The 20,178-nt window shown below is 65.0% G+C and carries 20 protein-coding genes; 3 read left to right on the top strand and 17 right to left on the bottom strand.

What is annotated here, in order from left to right:
* Positions 1–283: 283 nt before the first annotated feature.
* The 10 genes from KUV38_RS10950 to KUV38_RS10905 all read right to left on the bottom strand — a co-directional run bounded on the left by KUV38_RS10950 (position 284) and on the right by KUV38_RS10905 (position 9,603).
* Complete coding sequence (locus KUV38_RS10950) at positions 284–1,282, bottom strand: type II secretion system F family protein (protein WP_222470078.1); 999 nt, start codon at positions 1,280–1,282, stop codon at positions 284–286.
* A gap of 10 nt (positions 1,283–1,292) precedes the next feature.
* A complete protein-coding gene (locus KUV38_RS10945) occupies positions 1,293–2,261 on the bottom strand; it encodes a type II secretion system F family protein (protein ID WP_222470077.1) in 969 nt (322 codons plus the stop codon).
* Positions 2,262–2,275: 14 nt separating this feature from the next.
* On the bottom strand, positions 2,276–3,751 hold the full coding sequence (locus tag KUV38_RS10940) for a CpaF family protein (protein ID WP_222470076.1): 1,476 nt from the start codon (positions 3,749–3,751) through the stop codon (positions 2,276–2,278).
* Positions 3,752–3,777: 26 nt separating this feature from the next.
* Positions 3,778–5,031 (bottom strand): CpaE family protein, encoded by a 1,254-nt coding sequence (locus tag KUV38_RS10935; protein ID WP_222470075.1) that lies wholly within the window; start codon positions 5,029–5,031, stop codon positions 3,778–3,780.
* A gap of 392 nt (positions 5,032–5,423) precedes the next feature.
* Entirely contained in the window at positions 5,424–6,071 is a 648-nt protein-coding gene (locus KUV38_RS10930; RefSeq protein WP_222470074.1) for an OmpA family protein, read from the bottom strand.
* 5 nt (positions 6,072–6,076) lie between these two features.
* Positions 6,077–7,528 carry a type II and III secretion system protein family protein gene (locus tag KUV38_RS10925; protein ID WP_222470073.1) on the bottom strand — a complete coding sequence of 484 codons (1,452 nt, stop codon included), beginning with the start codon at positions 7,526–7,528 and terminating at the stop codon, positions 6,077–6,079.
* 175 nt (positions 7,529–7,703) lie between these two features.
* A complete protein-coding gene (locus tag KUV38_RS10920; protein ID WP_222470072.1) occupies positions 7,704–7,874 on the bottom strand; it encodes a hypothetical protein in 171 nt (56 codons plus the stop codon).
* An 80-nt stretch (positions 7,875–7,954) separates the two neighbouring features.
* Positions 7,955–8,788, bottom strand: coding sequence for a Flp pilus assembly protein CpaB (gene cpaB / locus KUV38_RS10915; RefSeq protein WP_222470071.1), 834 nt, complete (start codon positions 8,786–8,788; stop codon positions 7,955–7,957).
* A 227-nt stretch (positions 8,789–9,015) separates the two neighbouring features.
* A complete protein-coding gene (locus tag KUV38_RS10910) occupies positions 9,016–9,201 on the bottom strand; it encodes a Flp family type IVb pilin (RefSeq protein WP_222470070.1) in 186 nt (61 codons plus the stop codon).
* Positions 9,202–9,411: 210 nt separating this feature from the next.
* Positions 9,412–9,603, bottom strand: a complete 192-nt coding sequence (locus KUV38_RS10905) for a Flp family type IVb pilin (protein ID WP_222470069.1) — start codon at positions 9,601–9,603, stop codon at positions 9,412–9,414.
* Between the two features lie 372 nt (positions 9,604–9,975).
* On the opposite strand from KUV38_RS10905, the gene KUV38_RS10900 reads away from it, so the two are divergent.
* Both KUV38_RS10900 and KUV38_RS10895 read left to right on the top strand, forming a co-directional pair.
* Positions 9,976–10,857, top strand: a complete 882-nt coding sequence (locus KUV38_RS10900; RefSeq protein WP_261385204.1) for a lytic transglycosylase domain-containing protein — start codon at positions 9,976–9,978, stop codon at positions 10,855–10,857.
* A gap of 4 nt (positions 10,858–10,861) precedes the next feature.
* Positions 10,862–12,298, top strand: coding sequence for a UbiA family prenyltransferase (locus KUV38_RS10895; RefSeq protein WP_315898617.1), 1,437 nt, complete (start codon positions 10,862–10,864; stop codon positions 12,296–12,298).
* 78 nt (positions 12,299–12,376) lie between these two features.
* Here the strand turns inward: KUV38_RS10895 and KUV38_RS10890 are convergent, their stop codons facing one another.
* On the bottom strand, positions 12,377–12,778 hold the full coding sequence (locus tag KUV38_RS10890; protein WP_222470067.1) for a VOC family protein: 402 nt from the start codon (positions 12,776–12,778) through the stop codon (positions 12,377–12,379).
* Between the two features lie 125 nt (positions 12,779–12,903).
* Between KUV38_RS10890 and KUV38_RS10885 the strand changes: the two genes are divergently transcribed.
* Positions 12,904–13,323 (top strand): response regulator, encoded by a 420-nt coding sequence (locus KUV38_RS10885; protein WP_222470066.1) that lies wholly within the window; start codon positions 12,904–12,906, stop codon positions 13,321–13,323.
* A 7-nt stretch (positions 13,324–13,330) separates the two neighbouring features.
* Here the strand turns inward: KUV38_RS10885 and KUV38_RS10880 are convergent, their stop codons facing one another.
* The 6 genes from KUV38_RS10880 to KUV38_RS10855 form a co-directional block, all read right to left on the bottom strand.
* Entirely contained in the window at positions 13,331–15,499 is a 2,169-nt protein-coding gene (locus KUV38_RS10880) for a PAS domain-containing sensor histidine kinase (RefSeq protein WP_222470065.1), read from the bottom strand.
* Between the two features lie 121 nt (positions 15,500–15,620).
* Positions 15,621–16,364: an SDR family NAD(P)-dependent oxidoreductase gene (locus KUV38_RS10875; RefSeq protein WP_222470064.1), complete on the bottom strand. Its 744-nt coding sequence runs from the start codon at positions 16,362–16,364 to the stop codon at positions 15,621–15,623.
* Positions 16,361–17,653 carry an FAD-binding oxidoreductase gene (locus KUV38_RS10870; protein ID WP_222470063.1) on the bottom strand — a complete coding sequence of 431 codons (1,293 nt, stop codon included), beginning with the start codon at positions 17,651–17,653 and terminating at the stop codon, positions 16,361–16,363. Before KUV38_RS10870 ends, KUV38_RS10875 begins: the two co-directional genes overlap by 4 nt.
* Positions 17,650–18,660, bottom strand: a complete 1,011-nt coding sequence (locus KUV38_RS10865; RefSeq protein ID WP_261385203.1) for a YbhN family protein — start codon at positions 18,658–18,660, stop codon at positions 17,650–17,652. The genes KUV38_RS10870 and KUV38_RS10865 overlap by 4 nt, the downstream gene beginning before the upstream one ends.
* Before the next feature lie 149 nt (positions 18,661–18,809).
* Positions 18,810–19,433, bottom strand: coding sequence for a 3-oxoacid CoA-transferase subunit B (locus KUV38_RS10860; RefSeq protein ID WP_222470061.1), 624 nt, complete (start codon positions 19,431–19,433; stop codon positions 18,810–18,812).
* The gene (locus KUV38_RS10855; protein ID WP_222470060.1) at positions 19,433–20,137 is read right to left on the bottom strand and encodes a CoA transferase subunit A; all 705 of its coding nucleotides are present in this window, start codon (positions 20,135–20,137) and stop codon (positions 19,433–19,435) included. Before KUV38_RS10855 ends, KUV38_RS10860 begins: the two co-directional genes overlap by 1 nt.
* Positions 20,138–20,178: the final 41 nt, after the last annotated feature.

Below are 20,178 nucleotides of genomic sequence, written 5' to 3'. Positions count from 1 at the left end.
CTACTTGTGCAGTTCTTCTGCATCGTAGTTAGAATGCATCTTGTCTAGCCTGTTTGGCTATGCGGTGGATAATGATGTGCGGCGTTAAAGTTCTGCGAAACTGCGCCGCAGCGTGGATGGTTGTACCAACGACCGGTATTGGCTGAAGTCAGCCCACACTCAATGTCCTATGTGCAGACACCTCTACTTTGCCTTGGGAGATAGTGAACCGATTGGTCTCATTTGCTGGGAAAATCAAGGCAATGCCCCAGAGCGCGCGGAAGGGGGCCGTAGCCCCCACTCCTCAGAAGAACGTCGCGTTGCTCAGCGTGTCGTAGATCTGGTAGACCGACGGGCCGATGAGGATGATCATCAGCGGCGGCACGGTGAACATCATGGTGCCGAGCGTCAGCTTGGTGGGCAGGACGTTGGCCTTTTCTTCGGCGCGCATCACCCGCTTGTCGCGCATCTCTTCGGAGAAGACGCGGAGGGCGTCTGCGATCGAGGTGCCGAAGCTGGCGGACTGGATCATCACGGTCACGAAGGAGGCGATGTCGGGCACGCCGCAGCGCTCTGACATGTCCTTGAGGACGTTCGTCTTGTCTTTACCGGCTTTCACCTCGTGGGCGACGATCTCGTATTCCTCGGCGAGCGCGGGGTAGCCCTGCTTGATCTCCTTGGAAACCCGGATGATCGCCTGGTCCATTGACTGGCCGGCCTCGACGCAGACCAGCATCATGTCGAGCGAGTCCGGGAAGCCGTTGGTGATTTCACCCTGGCGCTGTTGCAGGCGGCGGTTCACCCAGTAGCGGGGCAGGTAGTAGCCCGCGAAGCCCGGGATCAGCACCATCATCAGGAGCTGCTGGGTTTCGACCTCGCCATTGGCGGAGCTGATGATGGCGATCAGCAGACCGATCAGCAGCATGCCGATGCCGAGCGAGAACTGTATGAAGTGGTAAATCCGCACCGCGTTCTTGGAGCGGTAGCCGGCCTGCATCATCTTCAGCCGCGCGGCGCTCATCTCTTCGGCCGACTGGGGCTCGAGGAAGGTGGCGAACTTGTCGAGCTTCTCGGCGTTCTTGTTCTTGGTCCGGAGCTTGGCGCCCTTCGGGTCGTCGGCCTTGGCCGCGCGTGCGCCGCCGCCGGTGCCCTTGAGCTTGTCCATCGGATCTGCCGGCTTCTTGAGGAAGGAGGGCAGGGTGAGCAGCACCAGCACGAGGCCGAGGGCGCCGATGGCGTAGAGCGGGCCAAGGTCCCCGAAGGTTGCGATCAGCCAGTCGTTGGCGTTTTGAAGGAGTTCCATGCGGGCGGCCTCAGACTTTGATGTTCACCATGATCTTCATGAAGACCACGTTGACGACGAGGAAGGTGGCGACGACGATACAGGCGGGGATGAAGGCGGCGGTGTCCTTCACGTCATCGTAATAGTCGGGTTTGATCACGTTGATCATGATGATCGCGAGGATCGGGAACATCGACAGGAACATGCCGGACCACTTGGCTTCGGCGGTGATCGCCTTGACCCGGCGGAACAGCTTGAAGCGGGCGCGGATCACCTTGCCGAGGCCTTCGAGGATCTCGGCGAGGTTGCCGCCCGACTGCTGCTGGATGGTGACGGCGACGGCGAGGAAGCGGAGGTCCTGCATGTCCATCCGTTCGGCGAGGTCCTTGAGGGATTCCGACATGTCGCGGCCATAGGCGGCCTCGTCGGCGATGACGCCGAATTCGGAGCCGAGGGGGTCTGGCACTTCCTTGGCGACGATGTTGACCGCGGAGGAGAAGGGGTGGCCGACGCGGAGGGAGCGGACCATCAGTTCGACGGCGTCGGGGAGTTGCTCTTCGACGAGGGTGAGGCGCTTCTTGGCCTTGTTGTTCACCCAGACGTAGACGCCGCCGATGCCCATCGCCAGGGAGACGATGATGCGCACGCCGATGCCGGCGGTGGACGCGACGGAGAGGGCGCCGAAGGCCACGACGGAGAGGCCGAGCATGATGCCGACCAGCGCGCCGGGGGAGAAGGCGATGTTGGCTTTCTGGGCCTTGTCGGCGAGGATCGAGTAGAGCGGGATGCTCTTGGTCGTCATGTGCTGCTTCATCTCCTTGCGGAGCTGTTCGAGCACTTCTTCGCGGTTGCCGCCTTTTTCCATCATGTCGAGGCGGCGGTTGACCTTGCTGTTGAGCGAGATCGACTTGCCGAAGACGACAAGGTAGATGCCTTCGACCATGACCAGTACGGCCACGAATATGAGGCCGTAGATGATTGGTTCTGCTGAAATCTGCATGGCTGCGCTCCCCCTTATTGCGCGGCGATGGGTTCGAAGATGGTGGCGGGCAGGTCGTAGCCCCAGGATTTGAAGCGGTCGGAATAGGCCGAGCGGACGCCGGTGGCGTTGAAGCGGCCGATGATCTTGCCGTCAGAAGCCAGCCCGAGGCGCTCGTAGCGGAAGATCTCCTGCATCGAGATGACCTCGCCTTCCATGCCGGTGATCTCGGTGATGGAGACCATCCGGCGGGAGCCGTCCTGCAGGCGCGAGGCCTGCACGATGAGGTTCACAGCGGAGGCAATCTGCGAGCGCACGGCCTTCAGCGGCATTTCGATACCGGCCATGGCTATCATGTTCTCAAGACGCGACACGCCATCGCGGGCCGAGTTGGCGTGGATCGTGGTCATCGAGCCGTCGTGGCCGGTGTTCATGGCCTGCAGCATGTCGATCACTTCCTCGCCGCGGGTCTCACCCACGATGATGCGGTCAGGGCGCATCCGCAGGGCGTTGCGCAGACAGTCGCGCTGGGTCACGGCGCCCTTGCCCTCGACGTTGGCGGGGCGGCTTTCCATCCGGCCCACGTGGGTCTGCTGGAGCTGAAGTTCCGCCGTGTCCTCGATGGTCAGGATGCGCTCGGAGTTGTCGATGAAGCTCGACAGGGCGTTGAGCGTTGTCGTCTTACCGGAGCCGGTACCGCCGGAGACGATCACGTTGAGGCGGCAGGCAACGGCGGCCTGAAGGTAGGCGGCCATCTCCTCGGTGAAGGCGCCGAACTTCACGAGGTCGTCGACCGCGAGCTTCTCTTTCTTGAATTTACGGATGGAGACGAGGCTGCCATCCACGGCGATCGGCGGGACCATCGCGTTGAAACGCGAGCCGTCCTGCAGACGGGCGTCGACGTAGGGGTTGCTTTCATCGACGCGGCGACCCACCGCCGACACGATCTTGTCGATGATCCGCAGCAGGTGCTTTTCATCCTTGAAGGTGATGTCGGACAGCATGAGCTTGCCCGCGCGTTCGACGAAGATCTGCTTGGGGCCGTTGACGAGAATATCGTTCACGTCATCGTCTTTCAGCAGCGGCTCGAGCGGGCCGAGGCCCGTGACCTCATCGTAGAGATCCTGGTGCAGGGTGGCGCGCTCGTCCTTGTTGAGCACAACGCCCATTGCATCCAGCGTTTCGGCCGAAATGGCGACGATCTCGGATTTCAGGTCGCTCTCGGTCGCGGTTTCGAGCGCGGCGAGGTTGAGGTTGTCAAGCAGCGCCTTGTGCAGCTCCACCTTGATCTCCGAGAGGCGCTCCTTGCGCTTCTTTTCCTTGTCCTCGGGCGTGGCGACCGCGGCCACCTTCACGCCCTTCTGGGGCGTGATCGCGGCGCGCTGGAGCTTGGCCTTGGGGGCAGCAGCGGCGGGAGCCGCCTGCTCGGGAGCGGCGGCTGCGGCAGCGGCGGCGGCCGGGTTGGGCGCGGGTGCCTCGGGTGCGGCCTGTTTCTTGTAGCGCGAGAACATGGGGTGTTTCCTCTACAGGGGTCCGGTCAGACCGCTTCTTCTTCGACCTTCACGAGGTCGAGCAGTGATTTGGCGAGTTTCTGAACATCGCGGCGATACTGGTTTTTCGGGGCGAACTCGCCCAGCGGCTGGCCATGATCGGCGCTGTCGCTGACCTGCTTGGCGCCATTGGCCAGCATCAGCTCGATATCGATGTCGAGCCCTTCGGCCATGCGCTTGACGCGCTGCTTGCCTGAAAGGTCGGTGAACTTGGGCGCGCGGTTGAGTGCGAAGCGCATCTTCTCGAAGGGAAGATCCTCGGACTTGAGCGCCCGGATCATCCGCATGACGTTTTGCGCCGAGCGCATGTCGAGCTCGATGGGTGCGAAGTAGACCTGCGCGGCGTCCAGAACCGTTTCGGTCCAGGTGCAAACGGTGGTGGGCATGTCGATGACCACAAAATCGAAGTTGTAGCGGGCCACCTGCAGGATCGCCGAGATATCCTCGGGGGTCACGATATCCAGCGGCAGCATCTCGGCCGGCGCGGTGAGCACCTGCACCTTGTCCTTGTAGCTCTGAAGCGCGGCGAGCAGGGCGGCACTGTCCATCGAGGCGGTGTCGCTCAGCAACTCGTAGACGGCTTCCTTGCGGTCGAGGTCGAGGAAGGTGGCGGTGGAGCCGAACTGAAAGTCGAAGTCCAGCAGGCAGACGCGGGGGTTGGTGACCTTGTCGAAGGTGGCGAGCTCGTAGGCGAGGTTCACCGCGAATGTGGTGGCACCGGTGCCGCCGGCCATGCCATGGACCGCGAGCACAACGCCGTTGCGGTCGCTGGCGGTGTAGACGGTGGGCACCGAGGCACCGCCGGCCTGTGCGGCAGCAGCCGGCTCGGGCTCGGGCTTGCGCAGTCGCTCGATGGCATCATGCAGCGCGCTCTCGGGAAGCGGGTAGGGCACGAAGTCGTCGGCGCCGTTGTGCAGCAGCTGGTGCAGCACGATCGGGCTGACATCTTCGGCGATCAGGATGACCTTGACATTGCGGTCGCGGGCTTTCTTGATGAGGGCGGTGATCTCGGGCAGGTTGCCCTCGTCTTCACCGTCCAGCGCGATGGCGAAGAACTCGAGTTCTTGCGCCTCGTCTTGGTCGAGGAAGGTATAGGCATCGGCAAAGCCGAGGTCGCCCCAGCTTTCGCCCAGCTCGGTCTCCATGTCTTCGATCAGCAGATCGAAGTTCTGCACGTCACGCGACACGGTGCATGCCGTGATGGGCGCCGGTTCTGGCTGCAAAACTGCGGTCATCGTCATTGCCTCACGTCCTTTTTTAACAACAACACCCGGTGCGTGCTGGTGAAGGGGAGGAGCATGTTTTGCCTGGCATCCGCCCCCTCTGGCCCGGGTGCCTTGCGCGAGTCGGTATACGCGCACTGCTCCCAATGAAGAGTTGATGCCCGCGAAGTTGGGCAAGAATGCGGCTGAAAAACCGAAATTGTTGGGTATCTGGCGGGGGATTAACCTCTTGTAAGGGCGTTGTTTCCTGTGGGCGGGACAATGCTTCGATTTATCCACAGATTCTGTTGCCGGGATGGAAACGAAACCCCTCAAAAGAAGAACGCGCGCCGGGGGTGGCGCGCGTTCTGGGTGGCGATGGGGCCCCTGCCGTGTGAGAGGCAGGGCAGGGGGGCTCCCTTGGCCCGGTGTCAGCGTTCTTCGTCGCTGCCCTGTTCGTCGATGATGACCAGCTCGTGCGGCTCGGTCGCCGAGGTGATCGTCTCGGTGTAGGAGAACAGCGCGTATTTGCCGTCCTGGAACGACGGGCGCTTGCCCATGAAGCCCGACACCTCGGTCACGGTGCGGCGGTTGCGGCGCTCGCGGTCCTGGGTGTGGATCAGCGGCTGGGTCTCGCCGAAGGAGGCGACCGCCTCGAGCCGGGAGCGGGAGATCCCGCGGGACACGAGGTAGTTGACCGCAGCGCGCGCCCGGCGCAGGCCGAGGGCCTTGTTGTAGCCCGCCGAGCCGACGAGGTCGGTGTGGCCATAGACGCGGAAGCGCACGGTGGGGTAGCGGGCGATCCAGCTTGCCTGTTGGTCCAGCGCGGCACGGGCCGAGGCGTCGAGCGCGGCGGAGTTGAAGGCGAAGTTGATCGTGGTCGGCGCCTCGGCGGCGAACTTGCGGCTGAGCTCGATGGCCGCGTTGCGCTGGCCGGTATGAACAAGGTGGTTGTTCATGGTCGAGTTGCCGAAACCACCGATGTCGAGGTCGCTGCCCGCTGCCCTGTCGGCCTGGGGCGTGCACCCGGCCACCGCGATCGCGGTGGAGAGGATGCCGAAGGTGAGTGCCTTTTTCATGGTCTTCACTCCATCACGTAGCCGTAGGAACCGGAGAAGTCCTGCCGGGCCACCTCGCCTGCGCCGCCTTTGGTGGAGGTGCGGGTGGAGGCGCCGTTGGCGGGCATGGCGTCATGGCCGCCGAGGAAGAACTCACGCTCGGTGGGGGGGCGCACACGGTCGGTGGGGAGCGCGAGGGCTTCACCGGTGGTGGGCGTCACGAGGTGGGCGGAGACGATGATCACGAGCTCCGACTGGTTGCGCTGGTAGTCCGACGAGCGGAACAGCGTGCCGAGGATCGGGATGTCGCCGAGCCATGGCACCTTGGAGATGCCGTCGGTGAAGTCGTCCTGCAGCAAGCCGGCGATGGCAAAGCTCTCGCCGTCGCGCATCTCCACGGTGGTCGAGGTCGACCGGGTGCGGAAGCCGTTGACGGTGAAGCCCGCATCGGTGAAGCCGATGGTGGTATCCACGCCCGAAACCTCTGCCGTGAGGCGCAGGTTGATGTTCTTGCCGATCACGCGGGGCGTGAAGTTCAGCAGGATACCGAAGGGCTTGAAGTCCACCGTCACCGAGCCGTTGTCGTTGGCCACGGGCACCGGATACTCGCCACCGGCGAGGAATTCGGCGTTCTGGCCCGACAGTGCGGTGAGGTTGGGCTCGGCCAGCGTGCGGATGAAGCCGCGGGTCTCCAGTGCCTCCAGCAGGATGGCCAGCTCCACGTTGGAGCCGCCGAAGCCGAAGGAGATGGCGCCGGTGCTCTCGCCCGAACGGGTGACGCTGGTCGAAGCGTCGCCGTCGAACAGGTTGCCGAGGTTGTTGCCGTCGATATAGGTGCCGGAGCCGCCGATGGTGCCGAAGTTGCCGCCACCGCCGGACACGCCATTGATGCCCACGGACGCGGAGAGCGACTTGGACACGGAGCGGTTCATCTCGGCAAAGCGGACTTTCAGCATCACCTGCTGCGAGCCACCCACGGTCAGAAGGTTGCTGACCCGCTGCGGCGCATAGCGCTGGGCGAGGTCGAGTGCCCGGTCCACCGCTGCGGCGGAGCTGACGATGCCCGACAGGATCAGGCCGTCGTTTGCGGGGCGCACCTCGATGTGCTCACCGGGGAGCACTTCGCGCAGGCGCTCTTTCAGCTCGGAGATATCCGGCGTGACCTGCACTTCGACGTTGGTGATGAGCGAGCCATCGGGCGCGAGCAGCGTGAGCGTTGTCCGCCCCGGTGCCTTGCCGAGCACGTAGATGGTGCGCTCCGACAGCGTGGAGATATCCGCAATGCCGGGGTTTGCGATGGAAAGCTCCGCGAAAGCCTCGTCGCTCTCGACGACAACGGCCCGGTTCATCGGAACTTTCAGGCTGGACGAAGCGGACCCGGACATGACCCGAAGGGTCTGGGCGGCCGCGCCCTCGATATGGGGAATGAAAGCAGCAAGGCCAAGCAGGCCCGCCGCCATAAGCGTTCTAAGTTTCATGTGACCCTGCCTCTATAGTCACTACTAGGAAATGGGGCCTTGAGGCCCACTTGTGGTGGTCACATCCTGCGGGCAGTCATGTTTTTTTGCAAGAATCAAAGCGTTGCGGCGATTCGTTTATGTAGTTTCATAGCAACAGGACGCTATGTGTAGCGGCACGCGGCGCAAGTTGCCCCTAGGGATAGCGGCAGGCTTCTCCAGAAATCAGGATGACGACCTCGCGCCCGGCTTGGCTGCCGGAGTCAGCCGATTGCCCGGCGTGACTTCTGCCGAAAGTCGTGCCGCCGTGGTTTGGCCCGGCGTGGGTGACACCCAGATCGGCGTAGCGCTCTATGCCGTGCGGCACGTGCTGCTCCTTACCAAACACGGAAGGCCCGGCGCTCGAGAGAGGCCGGGCCTGTTGGCAAGTGAGATCTGCGAGTCGGCTCAGTTGGTGCAGGGGATCGGCTGCTCGACCACCTCGGCGCCCTTGCGGACCTTGGTGGTGCAGACGCGCTGCACTTCGACTTCGCGGACTTCTTTTTCCTGAATGCCCAGAAGGCGCTTCTGGTCGACCTCGACCTCTTCGGCCACGGTCTCGTCTTCAGCGCCGACGAGGGCGAGGGAGAGGCGGCCGGTGCTTTGGGCCTGGGCCAGCGAGGCAACCTGATCGGGCGAGATCGCCACGGTCACGGTGCGGGCGATCGACGGGCTGGTGTGGCCCTCGTCGTAGGTCTGGTCGACGGCGATGAGCTTGATGCTGGTCTCGATGAGCTTGGTCACTTCGCGCCCGCTAATCGAGCCGGTCCAATACACATCGACGCGGTCGCCGGGACGCAGGAAGCCGGACACGCCGGAGGTGCGGTCTACCTTGATGGCGAAGGCGCGCTTGCCCTTGTCGAGCCGCGAGGTGATGCCAGCATCTTCGCCGGGCTCGGTCACCTTGGCTTTCAGCACTGGCTCGAACTTGTTCATCGCGGTGATGACGGTGCGCGGGTCTTTCCCGACGGGGAAGAGATCTTCCATCTCGAGGTAGTGGCCATCGGGGAGGCTGTCTTTTTGCCAGCGGATCGCGACCACGTCTTCCGGGGTAAGACGCTCGCCATAGGCCTTGTCTTTCTTGACCACGATCAGGTTGACCGTGGGTTTTGCCTTTTGCTGCGCGGCGATGAGCGCGTTGCGCTCGGCGGTGGTTTTGGCGAGGTAGCCCTGTGCCATGTAGACGGCGAAACCTGCCAGCGCGACCCCGATGATCAGGACCAGTCCGAAAACCATACGCATGGTATTTCCTTTCTCACTTGCCACGGGTCGGGGGAAAGGCGGAAGAGCCCCACATGCCGCCCGCGAGTCAAACTTGCTCGTGGCATCTTTATCGCCGTCAATTCGGGCAGAAGCGGGGCGTGGCTGCGGCGCCCGGATGAAATGTCGATAAAAAAGAAACGCCGACCCAGGGCCGGCGCTTCATTGTTCAAGTCTGGTTTGCGTCCGCCGTTCTGGCAGGGGCCAGCTCAGTAGCTGGCGATCGTGATGCCGCTGACGTAGTTGCCGAGGCTGGTGGAATGATCCATCGCGCCCTGGCCCACCACGGTGGCCACGGCGATGCCGAGGCCCACGATGGCAGCAGTCAGCACGACCCAGTCGACGGTAACCGCACCGTCTTCGTCACGCACAAACTTGGAAAGCAGGTTTTCCATGTGTCTTCTCCGGTTCGGGCCGGCTCCCCATGCCGACGGTCTTGGTCTTCTACAAATTCACTGTTGCGACCAAATGCGGCGCGAAAGTGGTAAGCGGAAGGTAAGTTGGTGAAATGACGTAGTGTCGTTTCAGGCCGGGGAGCTGCCGTCTGGACAAAGAAAAACCGCGCCTCCGAGGAGACGCGGCTCTTTTGGCGAGACTGCCGCGACTTAGTAGGACGCGATGGTCTGACCGGCCAGGTTGCCGGAGATGGTGCCGGCCAGGGTCTGCACACCGCCCGAGACGGAGGCGAGAACGGCAATGCCGAGGCCCACGATGGCGGCGGTCAGCACAACCCAGTCAACGGTCACAGCACCGTCTTCGTCGTTGCGGAAGTTCTTCACGAGGTTGAACAGTTTCATAGTATATCCCTCCAAGGATTTCGCTCGTTTCCAGTATCAACCAGGGCGGATCATCTCGGGCCGGCCTCTGAAATGGCCCGATCCCCGTCTCGGTATGAAAGCTAATTAGCCCCCGGATTGGGGCATGAATTGGGCGGGGTTCGTACAATTTTGAAGCGCTGCAAAAAATTGGCGAGAAATTATGCAAGATGCTGATTTTAAATGGATAAAAGGTTAACCGTGCCTTCAGGTCATGCAGGTATTCTGACCTGAGTGCGGCAAAATCACCGCTCAGCGGAGCGATTGTCGCAGGCTCACTGGCCAGAGGCCCCGGTTTTTGCGAGGGTCAGGCAAAACGATAACAACGTTTATTGAGCAGGAAAGGCGCGAAACATGCGTCAGATGATGATGGCCGGTCTGGCCGCGGCGGGTATTTGCCTTGCCGGTCAGGCTGTTGCGGAGAGTTCCGGGAGCTACCCGGACTTTACCTTCAAGCGCGTGAAGCCGGGCAAGGGGCTGCCGGGCAAGCGGATTACCGTTCAGATCGATCCAAAGGCGCAGGCTGCTTATATAGCGGCCCTGCCCAAGCCCGCGGTCAAGGCCGAAAAGGCCGAGCCTGCGGTGGCTACGGAAGGCGAGGGCGAGGTGATCACCGCCAGCGTGGACCCTGTGGCCCTGCCGGACGCGCCGACCTACGGCTGGTTCTGGACAGAGATTTCGCCGTCGCTCAGCGCCAAGGGCCCCGGCCGGCTGGATGCGGCGGTGCAGATGCTGACCAACGGGCCGGAGGGCAAGGTTGTGAAGGCGCCGCGGCTGTCGCACCTCAAGAAGATCGCCGACAAGCACGGGCCGGACATCTTGAAAGCGACGATCGGCACCGATGTGTCTCCGGCGCTGGTGCTGGCGGTGATCGGGATCGAGAGTGCGGGCAAGATCGAGGCGGTCAGCTCGGCGGGGGCGCAGGGGCTGATGCAGCTGATGCCCGACACGGCGGCCCGCTTTGGCGTGGATGATGTGAACGACCCGCAGCAGAACATCAAGGGCGGCGTGGCCTACCTGAACTTCCTGATGAAGGAGTTCGACCGTGACCCGATGCTGGTGCTGGCCGGTTACAACGCGGGCGAGGGCGCGGTGAAGAAGAACAGCGGCGTGCCGCCCTATGCCGAGACGCGGGATTATGTGCCCAAGGTGCTCGCCGCCTGGACGGTTGCGCGCGGCCTGTGCCTGACCCCGCCGCAGCTTGTGAGCGATGGGTGCGTCTTCGCAGGGGGCTGACACCGTGGCAGACACCAAACCGCTGGTGCTGGATGTCGACGGCACCTTTCTGAAGACGGACCTGCTGCTCGAGAACTTTTGGGCCGGGCTGGGGCGCGACCCGCTGGCGACGCTGGCGGTGAGCTTTCGGCACCTGCGCCAGCCGGAGAAGCTGAAGGCCGCGCTCACCGGGATCGCGCCGCTGCGCACCGATCTGATGCCGGTGAACCCCGACATCAAGGCACTGGCCGAGAAGTCGGCGGCGCGGGGCAGGGAGGTGGTGCTGGCCTCGGCCTCGCACGACTCGCTGGTGAAACAGGTGGCCGCCGACCACGGCCTCTCGGACCGGGTGTTTGCCTCGACCGGCGAGATCAACCTGAAGGGCGCGGCCAAGGCGGGCGTGCTGGTGGAGGCCTACGGCGAACAGGGCTTTGATTACGCGGGCAATGCGCCGGTGGATGCCAAGGTCTGGGACCACGCGGAAAACGTGATCATGGTGGGCGAGCAACCCTCGGTCGCGGCGCGGCTGGCCGCCAAGGGGCGCAACGTGGTGACCTACGGCGGCGGCTGGCGCTTTGGCGACCTGATCAAGGCGCTGCGCCCACACCAATGGGTGAAGAACGTGCTGCTGTTGCTGCCGCTGGTCGCGGCGCATGAGTTCACATGGGCCGCGCTGCTGCCGGTGCTGGTGGGGATCATCGCCTTCTCCTTCGCGGCCTCCTCCATCTACATTGTCAACGACCTGCTCGATCTGGAGGCGGACCGGCTGCACAAGACCAAGTGCAAGCGCCCCTTTGCTGCCGGGACCGTGCCGATCGGGGTGGGGATGATCATCGCCATCGCTCTGGGGCTGTCTTCGCTGATCCTTGCGGCGGCGCTAAACTGGGCCTTCCTCGGGATCGTCGTGCTCTACATCGCCACCTCGCTGGCCTATTCGCTGAAGCTGAAGCGGATGCGATGGGTGGATATCGTGGTGCTGGCCTCGCTCTACACCATCCGCGTGGTCGCGGGCGCCGCGGCGGGGGAGGTTGCGATCACCAGTGCGATGCTGGTCTTCGTCTTCCCGGTGTTCATCACACTGGGTTGCGTGAAGCGGATCACCGAACTGGCAAAGGCAGAGGATGACGAGCGCCTGCCGGGCAGGGGCTATGGCCGGCCCGACCGGCACGACCTGCTGAACGTGGCGGGTATCGGGGTGTTCGGGGCGCTGCTGATCTTTTTCATCTATACGCTCTCGCCGGAGGCCAAGGCGCTCTACCCCGACCGCTGGCTGCTTTGGGCGGCCATGCCGTTTCTGGCCCATTGGCTGATCCGGATGGTGCGGATCGGGTGGCAGGGCAAGATGGATTACGACCCCATCGTCTTTGCCGCCCGCGACCGCGTGGGGTTGGGGGTGATGCTCTTCACCCTGTCACTAATGTTCTGGGCGGCGAAGCTCTGGCAGGAGTGGTTTGGCGGGTAGGCGCAGTAGCGGTGCGCCATGAATGCGCACCCTACGTGGCTGCGATGAGTGGCTTGGAAGCCCCGAAGGGCGGCAGTCTCAGTTTGGACCGTCAGTGAACTGCACCAGATCCCACAGCGTGCCGTAGAGATCGCGGAAGACGGCGACAGTGCCGTAGGGGGCCTCTTTCGGGTCGCGCTCGAAGCTCACGCCCTTGGCCTTGAGGTCGTTGTAATCGCGCCAGAAATCATCGGTCTGGAGAAACAGGAACACGCGCCCGCCGGCCTGATTGCCGATGAAGGGCTCCTGCTCTGGCTTGCTCGCGCGGGCCAGTAGAATCGATGTTTGCCCGCCGCGCGGACGCACCACGACCCATCGCTTGTCTTGCTCGGGCTGGTAGCTGTCTTCCACCAGCTCGAAGCCGAGGGTCTCGCAGTAGAAGGCGATGGCTTCATCATAGTCGCGGACGACAAGGGCGATGTGGGCGATGCTCTGTTTCATGGCGGCAGGTTAGGCCGGGCGGCCAGCGGGCGCACGCGGAATTCCGCGGCTGCTCGGGGGCGCCGCCCTTGTAATCTGCCCTGTGGGGCTGCTCTATGGCGCACCGGTAGCCGCGGAGGACGCAGGTGACGACGGTTCTTATTCTGGAAGACGATCTCGAGTTCGCGAACCTGTTGAAGATGGGGCTGGTATCGCGCGGGCACGAGGCGGAGATCGTGCGCTCCTCCCATCTGGCCATCGAACGGCTGGAGCAGGGCGGCATCGGGATGGTGCTGGCGGATATCTACATCAAGGAAAGTGGCGCGCCGGTGCCGGACGGGGGGCTGCGGCTCACCGGGATGATCACCAAGGCGCGGCTTTCGGTGCGCCCGCCGGACTGGGCGAAGGTGCCGGTGGTGGTGATCACCGGGGCGTTGCCGCGACCGGGGCAGTCGGAGATCCTCTCGGTGGCCTCGTCGCTGGGGGCCGATGGGGTGCTGGCCAAGCCCTTCACGCCCGACGATCTGCACATGGAAATGCTGAGGCTGCTGCCCGAGATCGACTAGCTGCGCCTCACTCCCCGAGGGCGGCCCGCAGGGCGCGGGAGAGCTCGGCGGGCATGCAGGGTTTGCGCAGGATCGGCAGATCGCTCTCGGCGTCCTCGCCCGAGATGAGCCCGGCATAGCCTGACATCAGGAGCACGGGGCGCTCGGGGTCGCGCGCGAGCAGGCGCTTGGCGAGATCTATCCCGTTCATCTCGCCTGGCATGATCACATCACAAAGCGCGAGGTCGATCGGGGTGCCGCGCTCGACGATCTCAAGGGCTGCGGCGGCGTTGGCCGCAGCTTCGACCCGGTAACCCATGTCTTCGAGCATGATGACCATCGTGGTGCGCAGCTCTTCGTCATCCTCTGCCAGCAGGATGCTCTCGCCCCGTGCTGGCAGGATATTGGGCGGGGGCACCGGCTCTTCGCGGCGATCCTCGGTTGCATCGGCGCGGGGCAGGATCAGGCGGACGGCGGTGCCGTGACCCTCTTCGGAGTAGATCGTCAGGTCGCCGCGGGACTGGCGGGCGAAGCCGTAGGCCATGGCGAGGCCGAGGCCGGTGCCCTCGCCCAGCGGCTTGGTTGTGAAGAAGGGCTCGGTGGCGCGGGTGCGGACCTCTGCCGTCATCCCTGGCCCGTCATCGGTGACCGAAAGCTCGACGTAGCGGTGCGACTCGCCCGTGCCGGGGGTGGCGCCCGCCTGCCTGTCGCCGATGCGGCCTGCGGGCAGGGTGATCGAGCGGGCATGTACGCGCAGGTGGCTGCCCATGCCGGAGGAGAGGATGGCATCGCGGGCGTTGAGGATGATGTTCAACACAGCGTTTTCGAGCTGGCCGAGATCGCAGAGCAGCTTCAGATCGGGCTCCGCCTGCGAAAACTCGATGGTGATCATGGCGGGCAGGGCGGCCTCGGCCAGGGGGCGCAGGCCGGTGAACACGGCCTCGACCCGCTCAGCGCGGGGGGTACCGGGGTGGCGGCTGGCGAAGGAGAGCAGGCGATCGGTCAGTTCGCGGCCGCGCTCCACGGTGCGCAGGGCGCTTTGCAGCAGGACCTGCCCGCGCTCGCTTTCGACCTCGCGCGCGGCAAGGTCGACGGCGTAGAGGATGGTGGCGAGGTGGTTGTTGAAGTCATGCGCGATGCCGCCGGTGAGTTGGCCGAGGGCATCGAGCCGGGCCACGCGCTCGATCCTTTTGCGCTGTTGCTCCTGCTCGCTCACGTCTTCCATCGTCAGCACGTTGCGCAGCCCGAGGCCCGGCAGATCGAGGCGGGCGGCGCTGACGCGCAGCAGCCGGTCAGGCCGGCTGGAGGGGGCGGAGAGGCGCAGGTGGCAGAGGTCCTCGTGCAACCGCCCGCCCGTGTGCGCGGTGGAGAGCGGCGGCTCGGTGCGGCCTGCGGCGGAGGCCTCGGCCCATGTGATCTCGACATGCGCGGGCCAGTCGAAGGGCGTGGGCTGATCGGGGAGGTCCAGCATGTCTGCCGCGGCGGGGTTGGCCAGCGCGATGCGGCCCTCGGCGTCGAAGGCCACCAAACCGCCCGCCACGGCGGAGAAGACCGCGGTGAGCTGGCTCTCGCGTTCGCGGGCGGCGCGGCTCTCGGTGCGGATGGCGAAGAGCAGCCAGCCGCCGATGCAGAGCAGCACGAGGATGGCGAGGGTGTATTGGATGAAGGTGTCGCGGTAGAGCCCCTCGACGCGGGCGTTGATCTGGCGGCTCGTGGTTTCGATGATGGCGGAGAAGGCGCGGGCGCTCGGCTCATCATCCCAGCGCACGGCGGCGTCGATTTGTTCGGCGGGCCGTCCGGCGACATGGCCCGCGCGCACCTGTGGCACGCGGGAGCGGTAGGCCTCGACCATCTCGAGGATCGGGGCGGCTTCGAGCGCAACGCCGCCCGCCGTGGCGGAGGCCTCCAGCTCGGCCAGCAACACCAGAGCCTCGGCGGCGCGAGCCTCGGTGGCGTCGCAATAGGCGGGCTCGGCCCCGCCGCGTATCACGCAGTTCTTGAAGTCGTGGATCAGCCCGGCAAAGCCGACGGTGGCCAGAAGCTCTTGTGCAGTGGTCTCGAAGCGCAGTTCGACCTGCTGAATGGAGGCGATGCGGGCCTGCAGGCTGGTGAGCGAGATGGCGAAGGTGACGATGGTGGCCAGCACGGCCAGCACCCCCGCCAGAAGCATCCCGCCTGCGCTGCGCCGTTTGGGCATATTTGCCGACCATTCCCCGATAGCGGCTGCGGGGCGATGGCCGCGCAACCTGTGCGGGCAGCATCAGGTATTATGCGCGTGAGGTCCATGCCGCGCGTTGGGCGGCCTTTGGGCGGTGGGCTCAGACCGAGAGTTTCTTGAAGATCGGCTCAGGGACGCTGCGGATGATGGCCATGATGTAGCGCCAGAAGAAGGGCGTGTAGAGCACGTTGCGACCCTTGCGGCCTTTCTTGAGCATGTGGGCGGCGACTTGGGCGGGGGAGGCCACGAGGAACATGCCTTCGACATCCCATGTCATCGCCGTATCCACGAACCCTGGCTTCACGGTCATCACGTGCACGCCCGAGCGGCCAAGGCGGTTGCGCAGGCCGGAGAGGTAGGTGGCGATGCCCGATTTGGCGGCGCCGTAGACGTAGTTGCCGATGCGGCCCCGGTCGCCTGCCACAGAGCCGACGCCGATGACGAGGCCCTTGCCCTTGGCTTCGAGCTTGGGCGCCAGCATCTGGAGGAAGCGGGCGGGGCCGGTGAAACTGTCGGTCACCGTGCCGTCGATCAGGGATGGGTCGGCGTCGATAGCCTCTTGCGGGGGCATGGAGCCGACGAAGACGGCGCAATTTATCGGGCCTTCTCCGGCAAGGGTTTCGGCGGCTTCGATGATCGAGGCGAAGGTTGCGGCATCGCGGGCATCGAACCGGGCGGCCTTTGCGCTGGCGGCGCCGCGCAGGGCGAGGTCGGTGGCCTGTGCCTCCAGATCGGCCATGTCGCGGCCTGCAAGCACGAGGTTGGCGCCCTCACCGGCCAGTTGGCGGGCCATGGCGCGGGCCATGGAGGAGGCGGCACCGAGGAGGATCCATGTTTCGGTCATTTGGCGCTCCTGAGGCTCAGGCGTTTGGTCAGGTCGGTCTCGTAATGGTGCTCGGGGTCGCCGGCATTGACGGCCTCGGCCCATTCGGCAAGCTCGGGATACATGCCGGGGATGTCCTCGGCCCGTGCCACGGAGTCCTTGGCGAAGTAGATGCGCCCGCCTGCGGCCTTGGCCTCAGCGATCAGTTCGGAGATCAGCCCGCGGGTGCCGGTGCGGTTGCGGAAATCGACGGCCAGCGTGTAGCCCTCCATCGGGAAGCTGAGGTGCCCGGCGCGGCCCGGACCCATGCGCTTGAGCACCGCCAGCGGGGAGGCGAGGCCGGAGGTGGCGATGGCCTCGAGCATGGAGCGCAAGGTGCCGCGCGCGGTGACGGGCACAACGCATTGGAACTGGTGGAAGCCCTTCTTGCCGTAGAGCTTGTTCCAGTCGTGGATGCGGTCGAGCGGGAAGAAGAAATCGTCGATCGGTTTGACCAGCGTGCGCCCGGCGGCGGGGACGCGGCCATAGTAGAGCTTGTTGAAGAGCCGCACCACGGGGGCGGCGAGCGCCCAGCCGGGGGCGTTGAATGGCACCTTGCGGCCACGCTTGGCAGGGGGCACGAGGCCAGCGCCGGTTTCACCCTCTTCGAGGATACCGCGCCCGAGGGCCTCGCCGGTGGCGGTGGCGTCGATCCAGCCGACGGTGTAGGTGGCTTCGCTTTCGTCGAGCCGGTCGAGGAAGCTCTCAAGGGTCTCGGCCCGGCGCTCGGTGACCATCATCACATCGACCTTGGCGCGCAGCAGCTTGAGCTTGGCGGAGGCAATCGGGCCGGTCTGGCCGAGACCACCCACGGTGGCCTTGAAGAGCGGATCGTCGGGGGTGAGCACCTTGCCGCTCGCCAGCGTGATCTCGGTGACGTGCTGGCCAAAGCTGCCTGCGCCGTGGTGGTTTTTGCCGTGTACGTCCATCGCGATGCAGCCGCCGATGGTGGCGAAGCCGGTGCCGGGCATGACGGCGGGCAGAAAGCCCTTGGGCGCGAGAATGCGGGCGAGGTCGGCGATGGTGGCCCCGGCCTCGACATGGATCACCCCGTCGGCCTCATCGAACAACAGGATCTTGTCGAGCCGGGTCATGGTGATGGCGCGGCCTTCGCTGACCAGCGCGGCATCGCCGTAAGACCGGCAATTGCCGATGGCGGGGGCCTCGGTGGCCAGCGGCGCGAGGGCGGCACTGCGCTCGGGGCGGGCCAGCTCGCCGGTGGCCGATTGGACCCGGCCCCAGCCTGCCCAGCTATGTTTTTTCCAGCTCATGCGACTGCCTTGGATTTTGCCTTGAGAGAGGCCCGCTCGGCGAAGGGAAAGACCAGAAGCCCGAGGCCGATGGCGAACCAGAGAGTTGTGACGCGGATGACCGCGGTGGCGGGCACCGAGACCTCCAGCGGGATTCCGTGCAGCTTGAGCAGCGCGATCATCGCCGCCTCCGCCCCGCCAACGCCACCGGGCGCACCGGTGAGGCCGCCCGCGAGGGTGGAAAACACGAAGATCGCCACGGCGTTGAAGAAGCCGATATCGGCGCCCATCCAGCCCAGCAGCAGGTGGAAGGCATAGCCCTCGGCCACCCAGCCTGCGAGGCCCAGCGTGAGCGAGCCTGCGATCACCGGCGCGGTGGAGAACTCCTTGAGCGAGCGGGCGGCGGAGCGGATGCGGGCAAAGAGCCGGGGCAGCCAGCCGGTGGTGCGGTAGGCCAACGTGACCAGCGCGGTCAGCAGGGCCGGGCGGGTGGCGACGACGGCGGCGACCAGTGCCAGTACGGCGACGGTGAGCGCGCCCTTGATGCCCATCGTGGAGAGCGAAAGCGCGCCCGCGAGGATAAGGCCCATTGCGGCGAGGTCGGAAGCACGGTCGACCAGCACGAGGGGTGCGGAGCGGGTGAAGGGCCAACCCGCCTCACGGCTGATCCAGCGCATCCGCACCAGTTCGCCAACCCGGCCCGGCGTGGCCGTCATCGCGAAGCCGCCGAGGAAGTGGCGGATGTTGGCGCGTAGGCCGAGCGGGATGCCGAGGCGGCAGGCGAAGAGGTGCCAGCGCAGGCCACGGAAGAGGTAGTTGACGAGGCTGAGGGCCAGCAGGGCGGCGAGTTGCAGCACCGAGAGCTGCATGACCTGCTCCCAGCTCTCCTCCCAGCCGCCCGCGAGGGCGAGGCCAAGGAAGCCGAGGGCGAAGAGACCGAGAAGCACGAGCACAAAGTAAAGCTCCCGCCCCACGCGGGGCAGGCCGGGGCGCCGTTTGGTGCCGGGAGATGAGCTGCTCGTCGCCATTGTCATTGCTCGCTCGGGTAGCAACAGATTAGGGCAATAATGTGAAGTTGTTTCCGTTTTCTCAACGGTTAAACGGAAACGGGCCGCCCGGTGTGGGGCGGCCCGATCTGCGGTGCTAAAGCTGCGCGATGGGCGCGCAGTCTATGCGGTTAGACGATGGTGGCCTGAGTGGCGGCGCGCAGCTCTTCTTCGGTCACGCCATCGGCGAGTTCGACGATCTTGAGACCGCCCTCGACCACATCGAGCACGCCGAGGTTGGTGATGATCCGGTCGACCACGCCGGTGCCGGTGAGCGGCAGGGTGCATTCCTTCAGCACCTTGCTGTCGCCGTGCTTGTTGGTGTGGTCCATCACCACGATCACGCGGCCGACGCCGGCGACGAGATCCATCGCGCCGCCCATGCCCTTCACCAGCTTGCCGGGGATCATCCAGTTGGCGAGATCGCCGTTCTCGGCCACTTCCATCGCGCCAAGGATCGCCGCGGCAATCTTGCCGCCGCGGATCATGCCGAAGCTGGTGGCGCTGTCGAAATAGCTGGTGCGGCGCAGCTCGGTGATGGTCTGCTTGCCGGCGTTGATCAGGTCGGGGTCTTCCTCACCCTCGAAGGGGAAGGGGCCCATGCCGAGCATGCCGTTTTCCGATTGCAGGGTGATGTCCTTGTCGCCGACGTAGTTTGCCACGAGCGTCGGGATGCCGATGCCGAGGTTCACATACCAGCCGTCTTCGAGCTCATCCGCCGCGCGGGCGGCCATTTGATTGCGATCCCAAGGCATTATGCGTCCTCCTTCTTGCGCGTAGTGCGCTGCTCGATCCGCTTTTCGTGCTCGCCCTGAATGATGCGATGCACGTAGATGCCGGGCAGGTGGATGTGGTCGGGGTCGAGGCTGCCGGTGGGCACGATCTCTTCGACCTCCATCACGCAGACCTTGCCGCACATGGCCGCCGGCGGGTTGAAGTTGCGGGCGGTCTTGCGGAAGACGCAGTTGCCGGTCTCGTCGGCCTTCCAGGCCTTGACGATTGCGACATCGGCGAAGATGCCCTCTTCAAGGATGTAATCCTTGCCGCCGAAGCTCTTCACTTCCTTGCCCTCGGCGATCACCGTGCCGACGCCGGTGGCGGTGTAGAAGCCGGGGATGCCGCAGCCGCCGGCGCGCATGCGCTCGGCAAGGGTGCCCTGCGGGTTGAACTCAAGCTCCAGCTCGCCGGAGAGATACTGCCGCATGAACTCGGCGTTCTCGCCCACGTAGGAGCTGAGCATCTTCTTGATCTGCTTGGTATCGAGCAGCTTGCCGAGACCAAAACCGTCGACGCCACAGTTGTTGGAGGCGATCGTCAGATCCTTGGTGCCGCTCTCCACGATGGCGTCGATCAGAAGCTCGGGGATGCCGCAGAGGCCGAAACCGCCCGCCGCGATGAACATGCCGTCGAACAGGAGGCCGTCGAGCGCCTCCGCCGCGGAGCCGTAGACTTTTTGCATGGGAACTCCTCTTTGCGCTGGCCCCGTTGTCACGCGGCGCG

The sequence above is a fragment of the Vannielia litorea genome (assembly GCF_019801175.1).
Classification (GTDB): domain Bacteria; phylum Pseudomonadota; class Alphaproteobacteria; order Rhodobacterales; family Rhodobacteraceae; genus Vannielia; species Vannielia litorea_B.
The sequence above is the reverse complement of the archived record's forward strand: the minus strand, read 5'-3'. Positions and strand labels throughout refer to the sequence as shown.

Bases quoted from the DNA above. Each gene is read 5' to 3' on its own strand.
- KUV38_RS10940 (WP_222470076.1), bottom strand. From the start codon at position 3,751: ATGTTCTCGCGCTACAAGAAACAGGCCGCACCCGAGGCACCCGCGCCC.
- KUV38_RS10945 (WP_222470077.1), bottom strand. From the start codon at position 2,261: ATGCAGATTTCAGCAGAACCAATCATCTACGGCCTCATATTCGTGGCC.
- KUV38_RS10890 (WP_222470067.1), bottom strand. From the start codon at position 12,778: ATGAAACAGAGCATCGCCCACATCGCCCTTGTCGTCCGCGACTATGAT.
- KUV38_RS10870 (WP_222470063.1), bottom strand. From the start codon at position 17,653: ATGAGCTGGAAAAAACATAGCTGGGCAGGCTGGGGCCGGGTCCAATCG.
- KUV38_RS10855 (WP_222470060.1), bottom strand. From the start codon at position 20,137: ATGCAAAAAGTCTACGGCTCCGCGGCGGAGGCGCTCGACGGCCTCCTG.
- KUV38_RS10865 (WP_261385203.1), bottom strand. From the start codon at position 18,660: ATGGCGACGAGCAGCTCATCTCCCGGCACCAAACGGCGCCCCGGCCTG.
- KUV38_RS10930 (WP_222470074.1), bottom strand. From the start codon at position 6,071: ATGAAAAAGGCACTCACCTTCGGCATCCTCTCCACCGCGATCGCGGTG.
- KUV38_RS10905 (WP_222470069.1), bottom strand. From the start codon at position 9,603: ATGAAACTGTTCAACCTCGTGAAGAACTTCCGCAACGACGAAGACGGT.
- KUV38_RS10950 (WP_222470078.1), bottom strand. From the start codon at position 1,282: ATGGAACTCCTTCAAAACGCCAACGACTGGCTGATCGCAACCTTCGGG.
- KUV38_RS10935 (WP_222470075.1), bottom strand. From the start codon at position 5,031: ATGACGATGACCGCAGTTTTGCAGCCAGAACCGGCGCCCATCACGGCA.
- KUV38_RS10910 (WP_222470070.1), bottom strand. From the start codon at position 9,201: ATGGAAAACCTGCTTTCCAAGTTTGTGCGTGACGAAGACGGTGCGGTT.
- KUV38_RS10880 (WP_222470065.1), bottom strand. From the start codon at position 15,499: ATGCCCAAACGGCGCAGCGCAGGCGGGATGCTTCTGGCGGGGGTGCTG.
- KUV38_RS10860 (WP_222470061.1), bottom strand. From the start codon at position 19,433: ATGCCTTGGGATCGCAATCAAATGGCCGCCCGCGCGGCGGATGAGCTC.
- KUV38_RS10900 (WP_261385204.1), top strand. From the start codon at position 9,976: ATGCGTCAGATGATGATGGCCGGTCTGGCCGCGGCGGGTATTTGCCTT.
- KUV38_RS10875 (WP_222470064.1), bottom strand. From the start codon at position 16,364: ATGACCGAAACATGGATCCTCCTCGGTGCCGCCTCCTCCATGGCCCGC.
- cpaB (WP_222470071.1), bottom strand. From the start codon at position 8,788: ATGCGTATGGTTTTCGGACTGGTCCTGATCATCGGGGTCGCGCTGGCA.
- KUV38_RS10925 (WP_222470073.1), bottom strand. From the start codon at position 7,528: ATGAAACTTAGAACGCTTATGGCGGCGGGCCTGCTTGGCCTTGCTGCT.